This is a genomic window from Synechococcus sp. CBW1002, assembly GCF_015840915.1.
Taxonomy (GTDB): Bacteria; Cyanobacteriota; Cyanobacteriia; order PCC-6307; family Cyanobiaceae; genus CBW1002.
Map to the genome: position 1 here is coordinate 2,746,897 of NZ_CP060398.1, position 20,495 is coordinate 2,767,391.

A 20,495-nucleotide genomic window follows, 5' to 3' on the forward strand; every position below is an offset into this window, starting at 1 on the left:
TAAAAAGAGTTAGCCTACGGCGTTTCTCCAAAAACTACTGCCCTTCTTGCAATAGCACCAGGTTCTGCACTGTAGATAGCAAGTTGTTTGGGATTACAAAATTATTAGAATGCCAAGACTGTTACCTTCGCTATAGATTTCCTGTAGATAGTGACGTTTCAAATTATAAGTTCTATCAAAATTCTTATGTTCAGGCTGGCCTTACGACAGACTTACCTGAAAAAGATAAGCTATCTAAGTTGATTCGCTCTAACTTTTTAAATACTGAGAAAGACTTTTCTACTTACATTCCGATCTTGCAATTTGCTTCCAGTCAGCTCAAGAGAAAACTTAGTCTTTTAGACTATGGAGCGAACTGGGGATATGCTTGTTATCAGTTTGAGCAATTGCCTTTTGTCCAGGCCGTCTGCGCCTATGAACTGTCACTTCCAAGAAGAGCGTACGGCGAAAAAGAACTAAACATTCAATACGTAGATAGCTCATCTGAGATTACAGAAGGAATTGATGTTTTATTTTCTAGCCATGTTATGGAGCATATGAGTAATCCTTCAAAGTTGAAAGAGTTTGCAGATGTTGTTCTCAAGCCCGATGGAATTATAATACTTGCTTGTCCCAACGGAAGCAATAGTGCTCGATACAAGAATCTATCATGGAGCAAGTTGTGGGGAGAAGTTCATCCCAATTTTATCTCTGACCATTTTTTAATAAATTTATTTGCCGATTACAATGGAATAGTAGGAGGAGAAGAGTTGCTTGATGCTTCTACAGAGTTGAGTCGTTATTTCCATGGCGGCATGTTATCTAATCTACCAACAAGTGTAAATCTATACATGCTTGCAGCAAAAAGATCTAAGGTACAATGTTAAAGGGTCAACCTTTAGCGATTTATTTGCCTTATTCCTTTTAAGGTCCTGATTGTCATGTTTGCCATGATCTCTATGGCTCAAAAACGGCCCTGCGAATCTGACAAACCTTTGCTGATGCTTAAGTGGATGTGGCATCGCCTCCATCAGAGGCCGATCTTGGCACCTCCTGCGCTCGGACATGCAAATATTTCTCGGTGGCGATGATTGGTCTTTTGATCGCATTGTGACCAATGCCCTGTGGGATCTAGGAAAGAATCCGCCCCGATTCGAGTACTGATCTGAGAGCAACCTGCCGCTGCAAGTATGTGCTCCAATCTTCTCAGCACTTATGTGGGTTGGACGAGATGGCTTCAAATGCAAATGCTGAGTTTTACGATGAGATGACGGTGACTACGTTCTTTTTGATCGATGATTGTGTTGGCATTTAGAGCGTCTCTTTTGAATAAGCTGATGGTTTGCCCCGTTCTGTCAAAACGCAATAGAGCTGAGAACTTAGGCGGATCTCCACCATTGCTTTCGTCTAGTGGCAGAACACAAGCTTACCCGCCTCTTTTTCTGGAATAATCTTATCCATGTTTGGTTGTGTTTTCTCAGCAATCAGATGCAGAAATCTAACTTTAAATAAATTATGAAAGTTACATTGTCTACTTGGAGCCGTTTCCACCTTTTTGATTTAGCCGCACAGATGTCGAGTCGAGGGCTTTTGCATTCCATTTGCACTACTTTGCCAAGATATATTGCAAAACAAGATATCATCTTCTCTAGTGTAGGCATTGACAAGCTCTTCACCTATCCATATTTCTTCATGCCGCAAGTTGCCTTAGATCGTGCCCTAGGCCAAACCCTAATCAACGAAGCCTCAGCGGTGCTAACAACAAGAACATATCAAAAATATGTGGCAGAACATCTAGCTAAGAACTTAGACAATATTGATGCATACATTGCAATCTCAGGATCAGGATTCAAGGGCGGTAAGTTCATGATTGATCATGGCAAAGCGTACTGTTTTGATCGTGGATCCACTGAAATCACACACCAACTCAATGTTATGCAAATGTTGCATGACCAGCTCCGCTTGCCGTGCCGAAAGGTGGCGGGTTGGCTGATCGAAAACGAAACGAAAGAAGCATCCATTGCAACTGCTATCACTGTACCCTCAAGCTATTGTAAGCAAACGTTTATCGATAAAGGGTTTAGCTCAGCTAAAATACATGTAATTCCCTATGGTGTGAATCTCACTGAGTTTTATAGGGATCAATGCCTAAAGTCGACATCCAGAAATCAGCTCATTTTCTGTGGCCAGTTCTCGATACGAAAAGGAGCGCATGTCTTAGTAGATTACTTTGGAAAATCCCCTTATAATGGCATAAGGCTTTCCGTTGTAGGCTCAGTAAATCCAAATATTTCTAAGCTTTTTGGCGACACTTCCATTGCCAATATTGATTTCCACGGTGTTGTTCCCCGTTCTCGTGTACGTTTTTACATGCAGCAAGCAAAAGCTCTTATACTCCCTTCTTTTGAAGAAGGTCTCGCCCTTGTGATGCTTCAAGCACTTGCTTGCGGTGTTCCGATTATCGCATCGATCCAGAGCGGAGCAACTGAGTATATTCGTGATGGGTATAATGGTTTTATCTTGGAAGATATTTCCACCCAGGCTATAGATCAGGCAATCAGAAGATTGTATTCTCAAACAGATGAAGAAGAAGAAGCAATGAGTGAAAACTGCCTAGCCTCAGTTAATGATATAGGTGGATGGGATAGTTACGGCCAACATTGGGTTGATCTGATAAACAAGATCACCTGATTAATCTTCGGCCGATACTAACTAAGCTTTATCTTCTATCATTACCTTTGCAATGCCTGCTAGTTCAGCCCCAGCTCGAAAAGAGTTTCCTTATACAGTATCATTAATTCTATTAGCAGTTTTTTTGATCGTTCAGGTTGCCAGCATTGAATCCTCATTTCAAAATCTTTTGGCGGCTTCTCTCTTATACATTGCCTATTTCTTTTCTTCGTTGTATTTTAAGTCCCTTCGTATATTTGCGTATCCAAACTCATTTTTGATTCTGCTGGGTTTTGTGATTGGGTTTTGTGCCATGCCTCTAGTGCTTCGTACACTTGAGGGAAAGTCTCTAGTGGATGGACTCTATGAACCGATTTCGACATTTGGTTCTATATTTCTATTCACCCTGATTTCTTTGGCGTCTCATTACCTTTATACGAGATCACGATCGCTGTCTGATTTGCGAGCAGTTCTGATTAGGCTATTTAGACAAAATTTCAATCAAACACCTAGAACTGTTCCACTTATCCTAATTGCATCAGTAGGTCTAGGAGCTCTCTTCATCAGCTCTGCCTCCGATGGAGCCTTTTCAAAACTCCTCAAGGCGTTTTCACCCTTGATTAATTTACCTTTGGCCGCATATCTTTTATTACATATTAAATCGCAAGCAAATAGCGGCTCCAAATCACCTTCTAGGCCTTTGCTTATTATTGTAGGCATACTGTACGCTGCAACGCTATTTATTGGTATGTATTTTAATACGCGATTTGCTTTTATTCAGCCCTTGATTCTTGTCTTTTCTGCTTTGTGTTTTGTTAGATTAGGACTTGCTGTGCCATTCCGTGCAAACGTAATCATCGCCCTGTTGATTGGATCCTTTCTCCTGAATTCTTTTTTAACAAACTTAAGTTACTCAATCGCGATGTCGCGTGCTTATCGTTCAACAATTGACCCAGCCGAACTCGTTTCGCTGACAATTGAAAATTTTACAAAGGAAAAAGCCGATAACATTGTTTACCAAGGGAAATCACTCTGGTGGAACGAGCGCTACTACAACAGCGAATTTTCAAACCGGTTTTCACCCATTAAAAATCTAGATAATTTATTACATATCAATCAAGGGTTGGGTGCCAGTGATGTTTCAGAATATTCCAATAATCAATTAATCCGCTTAATATCAATTTTGCCCAATCCTCTCCCAGGCCTTTTTGGCGTTACACCAGAACAAAAAGAGGAAATTAATCAGTTTAGTTCGGCAGATTGGCTCTTTGGCTCTATTTCATCTTCGCTTGAGGAACGTCGTCTAACAGGAAATTTTATCCCTGACACAATTATTCTTTACGACTTTTTTGCCCCTTTTATTTATGCTCTTCTAATGCTTATTATATTTACAATCTCAGATGCTTTTGTCATTCCATTAGGCCGAAGCAACGATTTGTTCGCTCCTTCACCGCTTGGGATGCTTTTTGCTTCTCAGAATATCATGTTTTTCGCATCCGGTACACTTGTCGATTTGACAGTAGGTCATGTCCGTTATCTTCTGCAAACATCTGTAGCCTTTTTCTTGTCATTCTTTTTGCTTTCAAGCATTGCAAATTTTTTCATAAAGACGCAAGATTGATTATTAACATTGAAACGAATTTTTTACTTTGGGTCTTGTAAAATCGAGACCACTTCCGGCCAAAGGGCCTGGGCATTAAGGCGTCTAGGGCACACTGTTACATGCATCGATATTACGCAACTTCTGGGACTAGGCGCCATTTTTTCATGGTTACACTACAGAACCGGATATCGTTATCTTCAACGGCGTATCCTTTCCTTGCTTCGATCAAGACTCTCAGAAATTATCGACGAACCAGATTTGCTCTGGGTTGACGGCGGACAGTATTTTGGACCAAAAATTCTATCTTTGCTTAAGTATTTTTATGGCGTACCAATAGTTCTCTATAATATTGATGATCCTACGGGTTCTCGCGACGCATGCCACTATGTTCAGTTTAATAAAGCCATACCGCTATATTCACTTTGTGTTTTTGTGCGCCAAGAGACTGCTCTAGAGGCTTTGGCCTTAAGAGCCAAGAGAGTTCTTGTTGTCAGCAGATCCTATGATGAGGTCTGTCACCTTCAAAAGGGTTTGACATGTCCCACACACCGGCATCATCAATCTGCATCGTTCATTGGTACAAACATCAAAGGGGAGAATAGAGACATGTTTCTTCTGAGCCTCATTCAGCAGGGGTGCCCGATCAGGATTTACGGAGTCCGATGGGAGAAGAGTCCTTTCTGGACACAGCTTCAATCTTTCCACGCTGGTAATCAGCTCATTGGAGCGAACTATGTGAAGGCCATCAAATCAGCACAGGCATGTCTGGGACTTCTTTCTCATCAAAACCGCGATTTAATCACAACACGTTCACTTGAAATCCCAGCTTGCGCTGGGGTTTTTTGTGCCGAGTTGTCGTCTGAGCATCAGTTATTATATGAGAATAACATAGAAGCTCTAATATGGAGCGATAGTGAGTCGTGCGCTCTGAGCGTTCGAGGCTTACTGTTGGATGGTCATCGTAGAGCAAGTATTCAGAAGGCTGGAACATCACATGTTCGGGCCATGGGCGTTGGCAATGAAGACATCTGTCGCCACATTCTTTCCGTTGTAGGGCAATAGATTCTATGGCAATCTCCCTGCTGATCTTTGAAACCCATCCAATTCAGTATCGAGCTCCTGTCTATTCAAGGCTGAATCAAATTTGCCCTGGGCAGATCCATGTTGCCTATGCGTGTGATATTTCATTGCGCGGTGGCCTTGATCCTGGTTTTTCGCTCCCTGTAACGTGGGATGGCAACCTTATGGGTGGGTATCCATCAACTGTTCTTGATGCTTCTGTCACCCTGCCGCCGAGGGGATGGAATGACCTCAGAGGGCACGGAGTAATAAGCCTGATTCACCGGCTTCAGCCAAGGGCCATTTTATTGAACTCTCTCAATTACCGCTATGACCATACCGCGTATCTTGCGGGTCTTTTAGCACGCATTCCCATCTGGATGCGTTGTGAAACGCAGGATCAAGCGTTTTCGCGCTCCTGGCTGAAGGATCGTCTGCGGCATACTTATTATCGCCTTCTCTACGCAGGTATTCAGCAGGCTTTTCCTATTGGCGAGCTCAATCGCCAGCATTGGTTGCGACATGGAATGAAGCCCATGCAGTTGCGTGCTGCTCACTACTGCACACCCAACAGAGCTGCTGCACTCACCACTCAGCAGCGCCAGTGTAGGCGAGAAGCGCTTCGTCAGCAACTTGGTCTTGATGCACGTTATCTTTTGGTTGGATTCTTCGGTAAGTTGATTCCCAAGAAAGATCCCATGCTGTTGTTGGAGTCCCTACCATTGATGCCCGATTCTCTTAGGCACCGACTTGCGTTTGTTTATGTTGGCAGTGGGGCTCTGCAGCAAGAATTGCAACAAGAAGCAGCTGCAGTCCAGCTGCGCTATGGAGTGCCCGTTCATTTTCCAGGCTTTGTGAATCAGTCGGCCCTTGTGGATTGGTACCTTGCTGCCGACGTGGTGGTGCTCCCTTCTCAGCGCACTGGCGAAACCTGGGGCCTGGTGGTGAATGAGGCGATGCAGGCAGGTTGCTCAGTGGTGGTGTCTGAAGCGGTTGGATGTACTGCTGATTTCTCCGGGTGGGAAAGATTCCGTACGATTCCCGTTGGATCTGCGTCTTCCCTGGCCTTGGCATTGATGGAGCTGGCGGAGTACCCCCGCAGCTTTACTTGGGCCACTGAGGGGCTCCAGCCTTACAGCATTGAGGCTGCAGCACAGGCCTTTGCCGCCGCCATCGCTGAGCTCCCCTAACTGTGCTCATTCTCCTGCTGCGGCACTACCCCCTGGTGGAAGGTCCCAGCATGCGGGCCTTCGCCGATCAGATCGCCAGCGGTCTGCGGGCTCGCGGCCACACGGTGCAGGAACTCACGGCTCCAGTCCGCTTGGCGCGACTAGCGCGGCACCAAAGCACGCTCGGCAAGTGGTTGGGCTACCTCGATCAGTTTGTGCTGTTCCTGCCCCTGCTCTGGTGGCGCGCCCGGCTCCTGCCGCTCGGGAGCCTGTGTGTCTTCGTAGATCAGGCCCTGGGCCCGTGGATCCCGCCGTTGCAGCGCCGCGCCCACCTTGTTCACGTCCACGATCTGTTGGCCCTGGAGGCCGCCCTCGGGCGACAGCCATTTCACCGTTTGGGTTGGAGTGGCCGGCTCTACCAGCGCTGGATTCGCCGTGGGTTCCGGCAGGCCCGCTGCTTCCTGTCGGTGTCGCAAGCCACCCGCAGTGCCCTGGAGCATCAACTACAGCACCGGCCCCTGCTCAGTGATGTGGTCTACAACCCCCTGCAAGGCCGCTTTCGTCCCCTGCCAGCTGCTGAGGCCGCTGCAGCGGTGGCGAAGGTGCTGCCGAATCTGGGCACCCAGCAGCCGTTTCTGTTTCATATCGGGTGCACTTGGTACAAAAACAGGCTCGGGCTTCTGGTGATCTGGGAGCAGGTGCGCCTTTTGCGTGCTGACCACCATCTGGTGCTGGTAGGTGCTCCCGATGCCGTGATGCATACCTGGCTTCGAGATCGACCCGAGCTCGCAGCCTCGCTGCATGTGTTGGAGCGGGCCAGTGATGAGTTGGTAGTGGCCCATTACAACAGGGCCACAGCCTTGCTCTTCCCTTCCCATGCTGAAGGGTTTGGCTGGCCCATCCTGGAGGCGATGGCCTGCGGCTGCCCCGTGATCACCACCGATCGGGTGCCGATGCGTGAAGTTGGTGGCGATGCTGTGAACCTTATTCGCCCCTGTCCGTCGCAAGCTTCTGAACTAAGAGCATGGGCACAAGAGGCGGCCCAGCATGTGCTGGCCGTTCTGCAGCGCTCCCCTGCCGAACAGCAACGGGCTCGGGAGCAGGGATTACGCCAGGCCAAGCGTTTTGATCACGGCCAGTGGCTCGATCAGTTGGAAGCCCACTACCAGCGGGCCCTGGCCCTGCAGGAGCAGCCCTGATGTGCGGTCTGATCGGCGAGGTGCGTTGGAGCGCTCCAGCCCAGCCTTTGCCCCTTACCCCCATCCGTCACCGCGGCCCCGATGCGGAAGGCAGCTGGCTGAGCCACGACGGCTATTGCTGGCTCGGCCACACACGCCTTGCCATTCAGGATCTCTCTGAGGCGGGTGCCCAGCCGATCACCAGCCACTGCGGCCGTTTCACACTGGTGTACAACGGCGAGATCTACAACCACCAGGAGGTTCGCTGCGGCCTGCGCTTTCAGGCCTGGCGCGGCCACAGCGACAGCGAGACCCTGGTGGAGGGGCTGGCTCAACGGGGCCTGGCGCTGGTGCTTGAGCTGCGCGGCATGTTTGCCTTCGCGGCCTACGACCGTGACAAGCAGCAACTGCTGCTGGGTCGCGATCGGCTTGGGATCAAGCCGCTTTACCTGTGCTGGATCGACGGCGGGCTGCGCTTTGCCTCGGAGCGCCGCGCCCTGCCTGGAGGCGAGCGTTTGAGCGGCCAGGACGTCAGTCAAATCCTCGCCTTCGGCCACCTGCAGACGCCTGCTGTTTTCCAAGGGCCCGACCGAGATGCCATCTCCAGCCTGCCCGCCGGCACGGTGGTGCGCATCAACAGCAGCCGCCCGCACGATCCGGTGCGCTACTGGCCGCCCCAGCCCCGGCCCGAATGGACGCCGCTGCCGATCCGCAACGGAGCCTGGGCACGCCGGTTTCTGCGCCAGCAGCTGGAGGCAACGGTGCAACAGCACCTGCTGGCCGATGTGCCGGTGGCCTGTTTCCTCTCATCCGGCCTCGATTCCGGCATCCTCACGGCGCTGGCCTGCACGCTGCAGCCCGGGCGGATTGCCAGCTTCACGGTGGCCTTCCCCGGTAACTCGATCGATGAAGGTCGGCTAGCTCGCCAGATGGCCCGCCACTGCGGCAGCGACCACCACGAGTTGCAGCTTGATCATGACCAGACACTGGCTTGGGTGGAGGCTGGCCTGCAGGCCCTGGATGTGCCCAGCGCTGATGGGCTAAATACCTATCTGATCAGTCGGGCTGTTGCCGAGCAAGGTATCAAGGTGGCGCTGAGTGGCCTCGGCGCCGACGAGCTGTTCGGTGGTTATCCCTCCCACAGGTTCGTGCCGTGGCTGCTGCCTCTGCGCTGGCTACCGGCAGGATTGCGCGGCACCCTGCTGCAAACGCTCAGCCCGCGTCTTGCGGCCAAACTTCATCATCTGCCCCACTGGGATCGATGGCACCTAGGGCTTGCCTTACGCCGCTGGGCCAGCAATGCTGATCTGGCGGCAGCTGGGGCGTCGCCATTTCACTGGCCTGAGGAGCCGTCGCATAACATCACGCAAGGCTGGGGCCAGATCAGCTGGGCAGAGCTGTTTGGCTACACCGAGCCGATGCTGCTGCGCGACAGCGATGCGATGAGCATGGCTTCCGGGCTGGAGCTGCGCGTGCCCTTCCTTGATCACCGAATTGTGGAGATCGCCCTACGCATGCCCCAGCGCTACCAGAGCCGCGGCAAGGGCCTGTTACGCGCGGCCTGCCTGGATCTCTTCCCAGTGGCTTATCTCGATCGCCCAAAGCAGGGCTTCACGCTACCGATGCGGTCCTGGATGCTGGGCCCACTGCGGGCTCTCTGCCGCGACCGACTGGTCGCTCTACAGGCCAGCGGTTGCCTCGAGCCAGGGTGGACTGCCCGCCAATGGCAGGCCTTTGAGGAGGGACAGGTGCACTGGTCTCGCATCTGGAGCCTCGTGGTGTTGGGTGAATTCCAACGTCGCACCTATGTTTACTCTCAGTAGTACTTGCTATGCAGATTCTAATCGGAACGCCTCAAGTTAATGAGCAATACTGGCAGAAATACCCTTTTGGAGGCCCCAGCCGCCGCGCCAATCTTGACATGTTTATGCGTCTCAGAACGTGCGAGTTTATCATTGGCGACTACAGAAGCACAGCGGAATATCCTCCCTATGCTTTTGAAGATATATCCATTAGTGCCCCTCCCCATTCCTTCCGTCTCGAATCGCCGAAAGCAAGCTCTGTATCTGACATTGTTAGTATATTTGAAGAAGAGCCATCCTTTATCTGGAAAAGTAAAGCACTACAAGCTATTTTTCGGCATAGGAACATTAAATCTGTTGCTGTACTGGGTGTTGGAGCTGGGCTTGAATAACTTATGCTAAGGACTTTGCTTCCGGATGCGGCAATAACAGCATTTGATTGGGTTGATGGTTGCAGCCTAGATCGTATAAATCAATGCAATGCCTCCTATCGTGTGGGCAACGTACTAATTTCACTCGCTGACTTTCAAGGAGAATTTGATGTATTGTTTTCCCATCACTTATTAGAGCATATTTATAAACCCCATGATTTTATCCGCCTTGCCCAAGACTCATTGGCTCCAGGTGGTGTTTTAGTTGCCGGCATGCCATTGCTGCTTGAGGCAGGTAGTTATCAACAAGAGATTTCAAAAATGTTAGAGAAAAATAACGCCCCTCTGCGTTTTCTTGATCTATCTTAGCTTGACATTGGCCACCCTTTTAAGACATCTCGAATTGAAATGTCTCATCTTTTAAAGGAGCTAGGTTTTGCTTCGATAAAGTTTTATAGTTGCCCTCAGATGATCGTTCGCTCTGTGCACATTGGTGACTCCAGCTTCTCATTGGAATTGTCAAGGAGAATATCGCGCTATAATAATTTTGTAAAGCCCTTAAAAAATCTTTTGTCTAGGCTTATTGAGTCCATGATGTGTTATGATTTGCCTGGATGGTCGCTCCTGTTGAAACTAGTCTTGAGTATTGAGAAAAGAGCTTTTGGCAGAATCTCAGGGCCATCTATTGCGAGTTTCGCAAAGGATTTTTTGGTTACAGCCGACGCCCACACAACAACCCCAAAAGAATGATAGCCGCACATTGCCCCAATGAGACCCTTATCACGATTTAACGGCTGTAGTATGATTTGATTGTCTTTTTTAAATCCTTTTCTTGGTGAATGGCTCAAAAGTGCTAGGCGCCGGCATCTAAACTGATAGATTTCTTTGATCGCTACTATGAGTAATTTTATTAACTCGTCTCATCAGGATTATGTTTTCCTGCAAGTCATGTAGAAGACTGCGGCAACGCGTGAGGCCTCGACCCGGCGGCTGCAGCGGTTGCTGGCCCCCACCTACCGGTTCCCTGCCAGAAGGCGCTCAATTTGGGAGCCGGTCAGGGTGAGTTGGCTGTGGCGCTGCAGCGGCTGGGCTGCAGCTCGGCCCGAGCGGTTGAGCTGAGCGCGTCCCAGGTTGAGCAAGCATGGGCCCATGGCTGCAGTGCTGTGGACTTGGGTGACGGTCTTGCAGCACTACGAGCCCTGTGTTTGATCACCTGCCGCACAAGATCTGCGCTACCTGGTTTGTGCAGAGTCAGCGCGTACTGCGTCCAGGGGGCCGGTTGATCGGCCATGTGCCCAATGGTCGATCAACTTTCAGCGGTGCAGTGTATTGGGGCGATCTCACTAATCTGTGGTGTCCCGTTCCCGAGAGCATGCAGGTTTTCAGCCGCGCGAGCGGCCTTCGTTGGATCGGCGCCTACGAAAACATTGGTGCTTCCATTGGCATGAAAGGCAAGGTGCGCAGCCTGGTCTTGTGCCGTGTGAGGGCCATCCCTGCTGCAGCGATCACCGTGGAAACTGGGCGTAATGCCTGTAGCGGCCCCTGGAGCCGCACGTTTATGTTTGTAGCTGAGCAGCAGCAATTTTGAGACTCCTCAGGCTGATTCGCTCCCTCAACCCCTCAGGAGGAGGCCCTATGGAGGGCGTCCGCCAGATCACCCCCCACCTGGCGGCCCTGGGTGTTGCCACCACCGTGGCCAGCCTTGACCCCCCTGATGCCCCCTGGCTGCAGAACCAGCCGTTTGAGGCCATCGGTTTGGGGCCGGTAGCAGGCGGCTACGGCTACCGCCGCGGCCTGCCTGCCCGCATCCGCGCCTTGGCTGAGCAGCACGATGCCGTGATCATCCACGGCACCTGGCAGTACCACGCTTTTGCTACCTGGCGCGCCCTGCGCGGCACAGGTGTTCCTTATTTCGTGTACACCCACGGGATGCTCGATCCCTGGTTCAAGCGCACCTACCCGCTCAAGCACCTCAAGAAGTGGGCCTACTGGCCCTGGGCCGACTACCGGGTGCTGCGCGATGCCCAAGCCGTGCTGTTCACCACCGAGCAGGAGCGGCTGCTGGCCCGCCAGAGCTTCTGGCTCTACCAGGCCAACGAAGTGGTGGTGGGCTACGGCACTTCAGCGCCGCCCGGCGATGCCGAGCAGCAGCGCGAGCTGTTTCTGAGCCGCTTCCCCCAGCTGCGCGGCCAGCGCCTCCTGCTGTTCCTCAGTCGCATTCACCCCAAGAAGGGAGTGGATCTGCTGATTGAGGCCTTCGCGGCAATGGCGTCCACCGATCCCCGCCTGCAACTGGTGATCGCCGGGCCCGATCAGCTGGGCTGGCAGGACGAGCTGCAGCAGCGCGTGGTCAAGCTGGGTATCTCCGATAGCGTCACCTGGCTCGGCATGCTCAGCGGCGATCTCAAGTGGGGCGCCTTCCGCGCCGCCGAACTGTTTTGCCTGCCCTCCCACCAGGAGAACTTTGGCATCGTGGTGGCCGAAGCTTTGGCTTGTGGTTTGCCGGTGGCGATTGCTGAGCCGGTGAACATCGCGGCGGAGGTGGTTGCTGCAAGGGCAGGGCTGGTGCATGCGGATACGTTGGCTGGCACTACGGAGGCGCTCCGTCAATGGTTGGCAATGGGGGACTCAGAGAAGGTGCAGATGAAACAACGGGCTGTTCGGCTGTTTTCTGAGCGATTTGATTTCTCTACGGCCGCCACGAATCTGGTGTCGGTGCTTCAATTTGCGATTCCAGCACATTCCAGCTTTGTAGCCCATTGATTCTCGCAAAAGCTCATCCTTTTGAAGGTGCCAGCTTCAGCCGGCGCAACCGCATGGCCAGGCTGATCTGGCAGCTGGTGTGGATGCTGTTGTTCCGTCCCACGCCACCGCCCTGCCATGCCTGGCGCTGCTGGTTGCTGCGCCGGTTCGGTGCTCGGATCGGTGCCCCTTGCTATGTATATAACGATGTGGAGATCTGGGCTCCCTGGAACCTGGTGATGGCGGATTACTCCACGCTCGGGCGCCGGGTAATTGTGTATTCCATGGCTGAGGTCTCCCTGGGTTTGCGGGCTGTGGTGTCGCAGGGTGCTCATCTGTGCACCGGCAGCCACGATCATGAGTCGGCGAATTTTCAGCTTTTCGCCCGGCCGATTCGCATCGGAGCCGATGCCTGGATCTGCGCGGAGGCTTTTCTAGGCCCGGGTGTGTCGATCGGTGAGGGTGCGGTGATCGGCGCCCGTTCTGTGGTCACCCGTAATCAACCTACATGGACGGTGTGCGCCGGCAACCCTTGCCGGCCTCTCAAACCCCGCACCCAGCCCAGCTACGCGCAAGCCTGAATGCTGCCCGCCCTCACCCTGCCCAATGGGCGCAGCACCTCTGCCCTCGGCTTTGGCTGCGCCAGCCTCCTGCGCTTGCCCGATTCAGCCGATCGCCAGCGGCTCCTGGCCACCGCTGTGGAATACGGAATCCGCCATTTCGATGTGGCCCGCCTCTACGGTCTCGGCCTGGCGGAGGCCGAGCTGGCCCCTCTGCTGCGCCATCTTCGGGGCCAGCTCACGCTGGCCACCAAATTCGGCCTCGGCGCTGCGGCTCCTCCGTCGCCCGCTTCACGGCGCCAGGGTGGCCTCCGGCGCCTGCTCCGCAGCCTTCCTGCGCTCCGCCCGCTCGCCCGGCGCCTCTATGGCAGCCGCATGGTGCCGCGCAATTTCTCCGCCGCCCAGGCCCGCCGCAGCCTGCACACCAGCCTCAGCCAGCTCGGCCTGGAGTCGGTGGATCTGCTGCTGCTGCATGAGCCAACGCCCGCCGATGCCATCGATCTCGAGCTGGAAGCCACCCTGCAGGAGCTGCAGCAGCAGGGCCTGATCGGCGCCTTCGGCCTCTCCGGTCTCTGGCCGGATTGCGGCCCTCTGATTCAGGCCCGCCCTGGCCTGGCGGGCCGCTGGCTGCAGTGGGAAGACGATCTTCTGGAGGCGGCGCCCGCTCTCTCCTCGTTGCTCTTCGGATTGCCAATCGGCCACGGCCGCTTTGGGCGGATCCGCCGCTCCCTAGAGCCCATCCGCCAGGCCTTCGAGGCTGTGCCCCAGCTGCAGCACCATTGGAGCGAACGGCTCAACTGCTCCCTCGCCGATGGCACCGTGCTGGCCGCCGCCCTGCTCGGTGCTGCCCTGGCCAGTGATCCCGGCGGGCTTCAGCTGTATGCCACCACCGACGCCGAGCGCCTGGTCCGCACGCTCACGCTGCTTCACGCCCCCCCCTGGTCGGCGGCTGAGGCAATCGCCTTTGAGGCGTTCTGGCGGCCACCGGTAACCAGGCCCAGCAGCACAGGCATCGCCCCATGAGCCGCATCGATCTGCAGGAGCTGCCCTCGGGGCAGCAGTTTGAGAGCGACCTCTGCATCGTGGGCGGCGGCATCGCCGGGCTTGTGCTGGCCGATGCCCTGCGCGGCTGCGGCCGCCGCGTGGATCTTCTGGAGGCGGGCGGCGCCGGCGAGGAAGCCGAAAGCCAGGCGCTCTATGCCGCCGAGATGGCCGGCGTGCCCCACCTGGGCACCACCGAAGGCCGCTTCCGGGTGTATGGCGGCTCCTCCACCCACTGGGGCGGCCAGCTGCTGCCCCTGGCTGCCCATGATTTTCAGCGCCGCCCGCATGTGCCAGAGAGCGGCTGGCCTCTCGATCCCGAGGAGCTCAGCCCCTATCTCCACCGCTGCGAGGAGCTGCTGGGTGCCAACCACGCCCCCTTTGATGCCTCGCTGATCGATCAGCTGCCCGCTCCCGGGCCCCGGCTCAGCGATCCCGATCTGCAGCCGCGCTTCTCCAAGTGGGCGCCCTTCGCGCACCGCAATGTGGCCACCACGCTCGGGCCCCGCTGCGAGGCCGATCCGCACACGCAGGTGTTTCTCCACGCTGGCGTCACCGAGCTCGAACTAGATGACAGCAGTAGCCAAGTGGCGGCTCTCACGGTGCGTACCCTGCGCGGCGGACAGTTCCGCTTCAGCGCACGGCAGGTGGTGATTGCCGCCGGCACGATCGAAACCACCCGTCTGCTGCTGGCTTCGGGAATCGGCAACCACAGCGATCAGCTGGGCCGCTGGTTTCACGATCACCTCTCGATCAAGGGCGCCACGCTTCACCCCCAGCCCCGCCGGCCCTTTCTGCAGCGCTTTGCGCCCTGGTTCATCTGCCGCACGCGCCACACCCTGAAGCTCGAATCCACCGCTGCCTGGCAGGCCCGCCAGGGTTGCCTGAATGTGATGGGTCATCTGGTGTTCGAGGCGCCCGGCACCTCGGGCTTCGCTTGGCTGCGCCAGCAGCTCCAGGCCCGCCAGCGCAGCGCCACGAGCCCTTGTTCCGTGCCCGCTCCCACCATCGAAAAGCTGCCCGCCGAAAGCCTCGATCTGCTCTACCTGGCCTGGAAAGCCGCCGTCCGCCGACGCCGCTGGTGCCCGGCTGCAGCTGCGATCACTCTTTACATCGACAGCGAACAGCAGCCCAACCCGCAGAGCCGCATCCGCCTCTCCCCCCAGCGCGACGCTCTTGGCATGCCGAAGGCCGTGGTCGACTGGCGCTGGGGGGAGCCCGAACGCCACGCCTTTGCCTGCTACCGCCAGCTGTTTGATCGTCAATGGCAGGCCTGGAACCCCGGCCCGATCCGCTGGCACCACAGCTTCGAGCCCGGCACGGACTGGCAGGCCCACGTGAGCGACACTTACCACCCGATGGGCGGCACCCGCATGGCCGCCAGCCCCCAGCAGGGCGTGGTGGATCCCCAGCTGCGGGTGCATGGCATCCACAATTTGTTTGTGACTAGCTGCTCGGTGTTCCCTACCGGCGGCAGCTCCAACCCAACACTCACGCTGATGCAGCTCACCCTGCGTTTGGCGCAGCAGTTGCGCTTTCTGTAACCAACACTCTTCTTCCTTATGTATTCAAATCCTGCGCTGATTCGGCTGCGTAATGCCCTGCGACGTGCTGGTGTGCTGCATGCCATCCAGAACAGCCCCTTCTATCGGCTGATCAATAAGGGCTATGAATCTCGCTTTGATGAGGCGATGATGAATAGCCTTGAGCCTGGAATGCGCGTCTTTGATGTAGGTGCCAATGTCGGCTACTATACCGAAAAGTTCGCAGATTGCGTCGGGCCCTCCGGCAGTGTGCATGCCTTTGAGCCTGTGCCAGCCTCCGCCAGCATGATCAAAGGGATGGTGGCTGCAAGGCCCTGGATTGAAGTGCATCAATGCGCTGTTGCTGATCAGCCCGGTGAGCTCGTGATGGATGCAGAATGTGGTTCCACATCTCCTACAAACAAGGTTGCTATCAGCACACTGGGGGGCGCAGGGACAGGGATGACTGTCCCTGTGGAGACAATTGACTTGATCGCAGAAAAAGTTGGGGTTCCGGCTGCGATCAAAATTGACGTAGAAGGGTATGAGTGGCATGTGCTTGAAGGAAGTCGTAAGACTCTTTCATCGTCCGACCTTCATCATGTCTTCGTTGAAGTTCATTTTGCGCTCCTGGAACAGCGTGGTCTGATTAACGCCGCTGCTGATATTGCAAGCGTCCTTGCCGGCGCCGGCTTTGAGGTTGAATACACAGACTTCAGTCACATTCATGCCTTTCGGCGTTCATGAGTAACTGCTCGATCTTGATTCTGACCAAAAACGAAGCGCTTGATCTTCCTGGTTGCTTGAAATCGGTACAATGGAGTAATGATATTGTCGTCTATGACTCGTTCAGCACGGATCACACGAGTTTGATTGCTGCCAAGGCTGGAGCAAGAGTGATTCAAAGGCCAGGGCAAGAGCCTGGAATCGCTTTTGGTGGCGACGAGGCCTGTCATCGCACCTGGGGTATTCGCGAAATCCAATACAAAAATCCCTGGATTTTTGTCATCGACGCCGATGAGCGTCTCACCCTCGAAGCCGCCGCCGAGCTCCAGGCCATCGCCAGCGATCCGAGCCCCACATGCGTCGCCTACCGCATCCGCCGCCGCGACTTCTTCCAGGGCCGTCAGCTGAAGCATGTGCAGACTTCGCCCTGGTACATCCGCTTCTTCCGACCTGAGTTCGTGCATTACGAACGCCTGGTGAATCCGATCACGGTGGTGGATGGCCCGGTCGGCGATCTGCAGCACCCGCTCGACCACTACCCCTTCTCCAAAGGCCTCAGCCACTGGATCGCTCGCCACAACAGCTACAGCAGTTTTGAGGCCCAGCAGATCCTCCAGAACCGCGCCAGCCAGGAACCCTTCAGCCTCCGCGCCGCATTCCTCGAGCGCGACTTCAACCGCCGCCGCTTCCACCAGAAGGAACTCTTCTACCGCCTCCCCGCCCGGCCGCTGATCAAGTTTGTCCTCCTCTACGTGCTCAAGCGCGGCTTCCTCGACGGCCGCCCCGGCTTCACCTACGCCCTACTGCAGAGCATCTACGAAGCTTTCATCGTGCTCAAGGTGCAGGAATTTGAGTCCTGCCGCCTGCATGAGACCACAGATAAATTGGGGCGGTTGCTCCTGTGAAGCCGCCAGCTTTGATCAATTTTCGCGAGGTGCTGCTTACTCCCGCCTTGCTGGTAGACAGCACCCTTAACAGCTATGCCGCTGTTAACCGCAGTCGCCAAGGTGAGGTAGCAAGCGGGTTCGTGTCGCGCGATGAGCACAACGGCGACTCAAAGCAATCCAATTGCCTCTCCCTTCCTCGCTTTCATACTGCCCGAAATCGCGCGCACAATGCACCTTACAAATGACCCGTCGTTGAATGGGTTTGGGGGGGGTGGGACAATGAGATGAAATGACCATTCTTGCCGCTGTCCATGATCAGGACGACCGAGTTGATTCTGAGTGCTGCCGCTTTTTGTGTTTTGGTGCCAACCGGCGGAGTTATTCCGCGATATTCTTAGCCTGGTTACATCTCTGCACTAATTGGGGCTTCTTGAAGAAGGCCTGTCCATGTCTACCGAAACTGATCTGAAAATCTTTAGAGATGAAATGCGTGCAAATGTGTTGATTTGAGCCCAGTCTATCCTGCCTTGCATACGAACATGGTAGACGCGTTGCTTTTCGCGGGAATCCCCTTTATCCCATGCAATACATGGCATCATGGCTGATTACAGGCATATATTATACGTTCATTTTGAGATTCCACTCGGAGGTGCCGTTATCGCAACCGCAACCCTAAGGAGTCTTAAGGAATCCAACCCGAGCCTAAAGGTTTCTGTAGTGGCCAGCGGCCATTCACTTGATCTCATGGCAGCTTCCCCCTATGTTCACAAGTTACATGCAGCACCGAATCCAATCAAATCACCCTTATTGGCATTTCTATATGCCGCGACAAAGATATTTCCAGAGAGAAAAGAATACGACGCTATTGTGCTTGATTATGGGAACCGTCGAAGCTTGATTACAGTTTTTGCAATCCTTACTGGTATAAAAGAGCGAATAGGATACAGTGTAAGACCTTGCCTTTTGCATTCTAGAGCCCACCATAACAGTAATGATTCAAATATCGCGAGGAATAACAAAGCTTTAGCGAAATTAACGCGTAATCCGTTAAAAGAAACTGAGCCCTCGATACATTTTTGTCATAACGATATAGATATATATGATAGCTTTTTCAGTCGTTATTCTGAAGCAAGGCCACGAGTTGTATTTGTAACTGAAACGAGCAAAGGGCATCCAAACGCATGGTATGCCGATAGATTTGTTATGGTAGGCAAATTACTTATTAGTCAGTATGACGCCCTTGTCATCCTTATAGGGACGGCTGCGAACAAGGAGGATATAAATAATATTAGACAGGGGATTGGGCATGACTCAGTTTCTCTTGCTGGCCAAACCTCACCAAGACAATTAGCAGCGTTAATGGCCTGTTGCGATTTTTGTATTTCAGCAGACACTGGCGCCATGCATGTTGCCAGAGCTGTTACTCTTCCAACAGTTATTCTTGGAAATGCCGCACAACCCGTAGGCCTATGGCTTCCACCCGCTGGCCTTGATTATATAGAACTTATTCGAAAAGATCACTTGCCTTGCACGATATGCTGGAAGTTAAAATGTGAAACCAAAGAATGCATGGATGAAATTAGCGTCGAGGATGTAGAATCAGCCTTCTTACGGCTTAAGTCCAGAGTCTCATGGGGCAAGGAAGCCAGAAAGCAGCGAGTGCTCGATTTTTCCTCATGACTCAAACTTACATGATGCTTTCGTTGTAAAGGAATTTTTTAAAAACATACTTCTTTACAACAGTTGCATTGATATTTGATGATGTTCAGGGCCTGTCTCGGGCTCGTCACGTGAATCGAACCACAAGTTGGCGGTCGAAATAAAATAAACAATGACGTTGGATATGTTGTTCTAGCTACAATTCTGGGGACAGCACTCATCCTCTTCCTGCAAATATATGTATGATTCATTAACTTCTTCGCATCTATCGTAGCAGGTTGTCATGAGAGGATGCCATTATGTACTCCACCTCTCTGAAAAAACATTATGATTAAGGAAATTATCGAGGCATTTTATCCGCGGTCACGATTTAGAATTTTATGAATTATACTTTACCTTTTCTTGATCAGGCGAAATCTATGCCCAAGTACTTTTTTTTGCTTCGGGCTTTTGGGCACTTTAAAATTCCATTTCTCTCGGATTACAGCAAGCAACGTATTTTGCATCTGTTTGCCAATAAAAACAATCCACATCCTGCTAGGTGGAAACAGTTCTATTATGAGGTCAAAAATAATGGAGTGCTGTATTCAGGCTTTCTAGGAAACTATATTGATTGGTTCGCATTCTTCTTTGGTGCCGATGAGAAGAATTTGTTGGAAAACATTTATAAGCCCATTCTTGCTACCTCTGCTGATCCAATATATATTGATGTAGGTGGCAATATAGGCCATCATGCATTATACCTAAGCCGGCATGCTTCGCTTATTCATTCGTTTGAACCAGTATCTACGTGTCTAGCTGAATTCAGACGTAAGGTATCTCGCGCTGATGTTTCCAACATTGTTCTTCATGACTACGCAATAGGCGAGAGTGATTACGATGCTGAAATCAATTGTTCAGTCGGATTCAATGGGGGTACAAATTCATTTAGCAAGGAACATGATTCGGCTAATACGCGGGTTGAGTTGGTACGTGTCAAAGCATTTGATAACCTAGATTTACCAGAACTTGCGCGGTCGGTCTTAGTTAAGATTGATGTTGAGGGCTTCGAGTATGCTGCTCTTTCGGGAATGATACAATTCCTTGTAAAAACAAGGCCGTTTGTCATGTGTGAACTAAGCGCGCAATCGCTCAAGATGTTTCAATTAAATAATTCTTCCCTTAAAACAATGCTCCCCCACGACTATATCTTTCTTGACGCTGACAAACTATCTTTGAGGCCTAGGATTAATTGGCGTCTCAACTATCTTAGATCCTTTCAGATTTGTCATGACTTTCGAGGTAACGTCCTTTGTGCCCCGCTAGAACGCTTGAATAGCCTTAGAAAGTTTTAAGCTAAATTATGGCGCTGCATTGTTGAAGCAATGAACTTATTTAAACAGCTTTGGACTATTGGTCATCAATTATCACCATCTCTATTCCTTTCTCTTGACTTTATACGTAAGAATAAGAACTTCGAACGAGACTTATGGATCGTTCAAAGTTTCTGCAATAAAACCACGATCTCGATCGATGTAGGTGTCAAT

18 protein-coding genes are annotated in these 20,495 nt (G+C 52.9%); all 18 read left to right on the forward strand.

Features of this window, described 5'->3' with window-relative positions:
• Positions 1–83: 83 nt before the first annotated feature.
• The 18 genes from H8F24_RS13635 to H8F24_RS13720 all read left to right on the forward strand — a co-directional run bounded on the left by H8F24_RS13635 (position 84) and on the right by H8F24_RS13720 (position 20,303).
• Positions 84–866, forward strand: coding sequence for a methyltransferase domain-containing protein (locus H8F24_RS13635; protein WP_197169968.1), 783 nt, complete (start codon positions 84–86; stop codon positions 864–866).
• 628 nt (positions 867–1,494) lie between these two features.
• Positions 1,495–2,670: a glycosyltransferase family 4 protein gene (locus tag H8F24_RS13640; protein ID WP_197169969.1), complete on the forward strand. Its 1,176-nt coding sequence runs from the start codon at positions 1,495–1,497 to the stop codon at positions 2,668–2,670.
• A gap of 52 nt (positions 2,671–2,722) precedes the next feature.
• Complete coding sequence (locus tag H8F24_RS13645) at positions 2,723–4,270, forward strand: hypothetical protein (RefSeq protein WP_197169970.1); 1,548 nt, start codon at positions 2,723–2,725, stop codon at positions 4,268–4,270.
• A gap of 588 nt (positions 4,271–4,858) precedes the next feature.
• A complete protein-coding gene (locus H8F24_RS20235; protein WP_370594830.1) occupies positions 4,859–5,314 on the forward strand; it encodes a glycosyltransferase in 456 nt (151 codons plus the stop codon).
• Between the two features lie 5 nt (positions 5,315–5,319).
• The gene (locus H8F24_RS13655; protein ID WP_197169972.1) at positions 5,320–6,501 is read left to right on the forward strand and encodes a glycosyltransferase family 4 protein; all 1,182 of its coding nucleotides are present in this window, start codon (positions 5,320–5,322) and stop codon (positions 6,499–6,501) included.
• 2 nt (positions 6,502–6,503) lie between these two features.
• Complete coding sequence (locus H8F24_RS13660; RefSeq protein WP_197169973.1) at positions 6,504–7,679, forward strand: glycosyltransferase; 1,176 nt, start codon at positions 6,504–6,506, stop codon at positions 7,677–7,679.
• Positions 7,679–9,481, forward strand: a complete 1,803-nt coding sequence (gene asnB / locus H8F24_RS13665) for an asparagine synthase (glutamine-hydrolyzing) (protein WP_197169974.1) — start codon at positions 7,679–7,681, stop codon at positions 9,479–9,481. Before H8F24_RS13660 ends, asnB begins: the two co-directional genes overlap by 1 nt.
• Before the next feature lie 8 nt (positions 9,482–9,489).
• The gene (locus H8F24_RS13670) at positions 9,490–9,852 is read left to right on the forward strand and encodes a hypothetical protein (protein WP_197169975.1); all 363 of its coding nucleotides are present in this window, start codon (positions 9,490–9,492) and stop codon (positions 9,850–9,852) included.
• A 15-nt stretch (positions 9,853–9,867) separates the two neighbouring features.
• Positions 9,868–10,200 (forward strand): bifunctional 2-polyprenyl-6-hydroxyphenol methylase/3-demethylubiquinol 3-O-methyltransferase UbiG, encoded by a 333-nt coding sequence (locus tag H8F24_RS13675; RefSeq protein ID WP_197169976.1) that lies wholly within the window; start codon positions 9,868–9,870, stop codon positions 10,198–10,200.
• Between the two features lie 910 nt (positions 10,201–11,110).
• Positions 11,111–11,419, forward strand: coding sequence for a hypothetical protein (locus H8F24_RS13680; RefSeq protein WP_197169977.1), 309 nt, complete (start codon positions 11,111–11,113; stop codon positions 11,417–11,419).
• A gap of 47 nt (positions 11,420–11,466) precedes the next feature.
• Positions 11,467–12,594, forward strand: a complete 1,128-nt coding sequence (locus tag H8F24_RS13685) for a glycosyltransferase (protein ID WP_231597835.1) — start codon at positions 11,467–11,469, stop codon at positions 12,592–12,594.
• Positions 12,595–12,647: 53 nt separating this feature from the next.
• Positions 12,648–13,154 carry a putative colanic acid biosynthesis acetyltransferase gene (locus H8F24_RS13690; protein WP_197169979.1) on the forward strand — a complete coding sequence of 169 codons (507 nt, stop codon included), beginning with the start codon at positions 12,648–12,650 and terminating at the stop codon, positions 13,152–13,154.
• Positions 13,155–14,156 (forward strand): aldo/keto reductase, encoded by a 1,002-nt coding sequence (locus H8F24_RS13695; protein WP_197169980.1) that lies wholly within the window; start codon positions 13,155–13,157, stop codon positions 14,154–14,156.
• Entirely contained in the window at positions 14,153–15,718 is a 1,566-nt protein-coding gene (locus tag H8F24_RS13700; RefSeq protein WP_197169981.1) for a GMC oxidoreductase, read from the forward strand. Before H8F24_RS13695 ends, H8F24_RS13700 begins: the two co-directional genes overlap by 4 nt.
• A 72-nt stretch (positions 15,719–15,790) precedes the next feature.
• Positions 15,791–16,444, forward strand: a complete 654-nt coding sequence (locus tag H8F24_RS13705; protein ID WP_197169982.1) for an FkbM family methyltransferase — start codon at positions 15,791–15,793, stop codon at positions 16,442–16,444.
• Positions 16,441–17,328, forward strand: a complete 888-nt coding sequence (locus H8F24_RS13710) for a glycosyltransferase family 2 protein (protein WP_197169983.1) — start codon at positions 16,441–16,443, stop codon at positions 17,326–17,328. Before H8F24_RS13705 ends, H8F24_RS13710 begins: the two co-directional genes overlap by 4 nt.
• 579 nt (positions 17,329–17,907) lie before the next feature.
• Positions 17,908–18,990, forward strand: coding sequence for a glycosyltransferase family 9 protein (locus tag H8F24_RS13715; RefSeq protein WP_197169984.1), 1,083 nt, complete (start codon positions 17,908–17,910; stop codon positions 18,988–18,990).
• Between the two features lie 359 nt (positions 18,991–19,349).
• Positions 19,350–20,303, forward strand: a complete 954-nt coding sequence (locus H8F24_RS13720; RefSeq protein WP_197169985.1) for an FkbM family methyltransferase — start codon at positions 19,350–19,352, stop codon at positions 20,301–20,303.
• Positions 20,304–20,495: the final 192 nt, after the last annotated feature.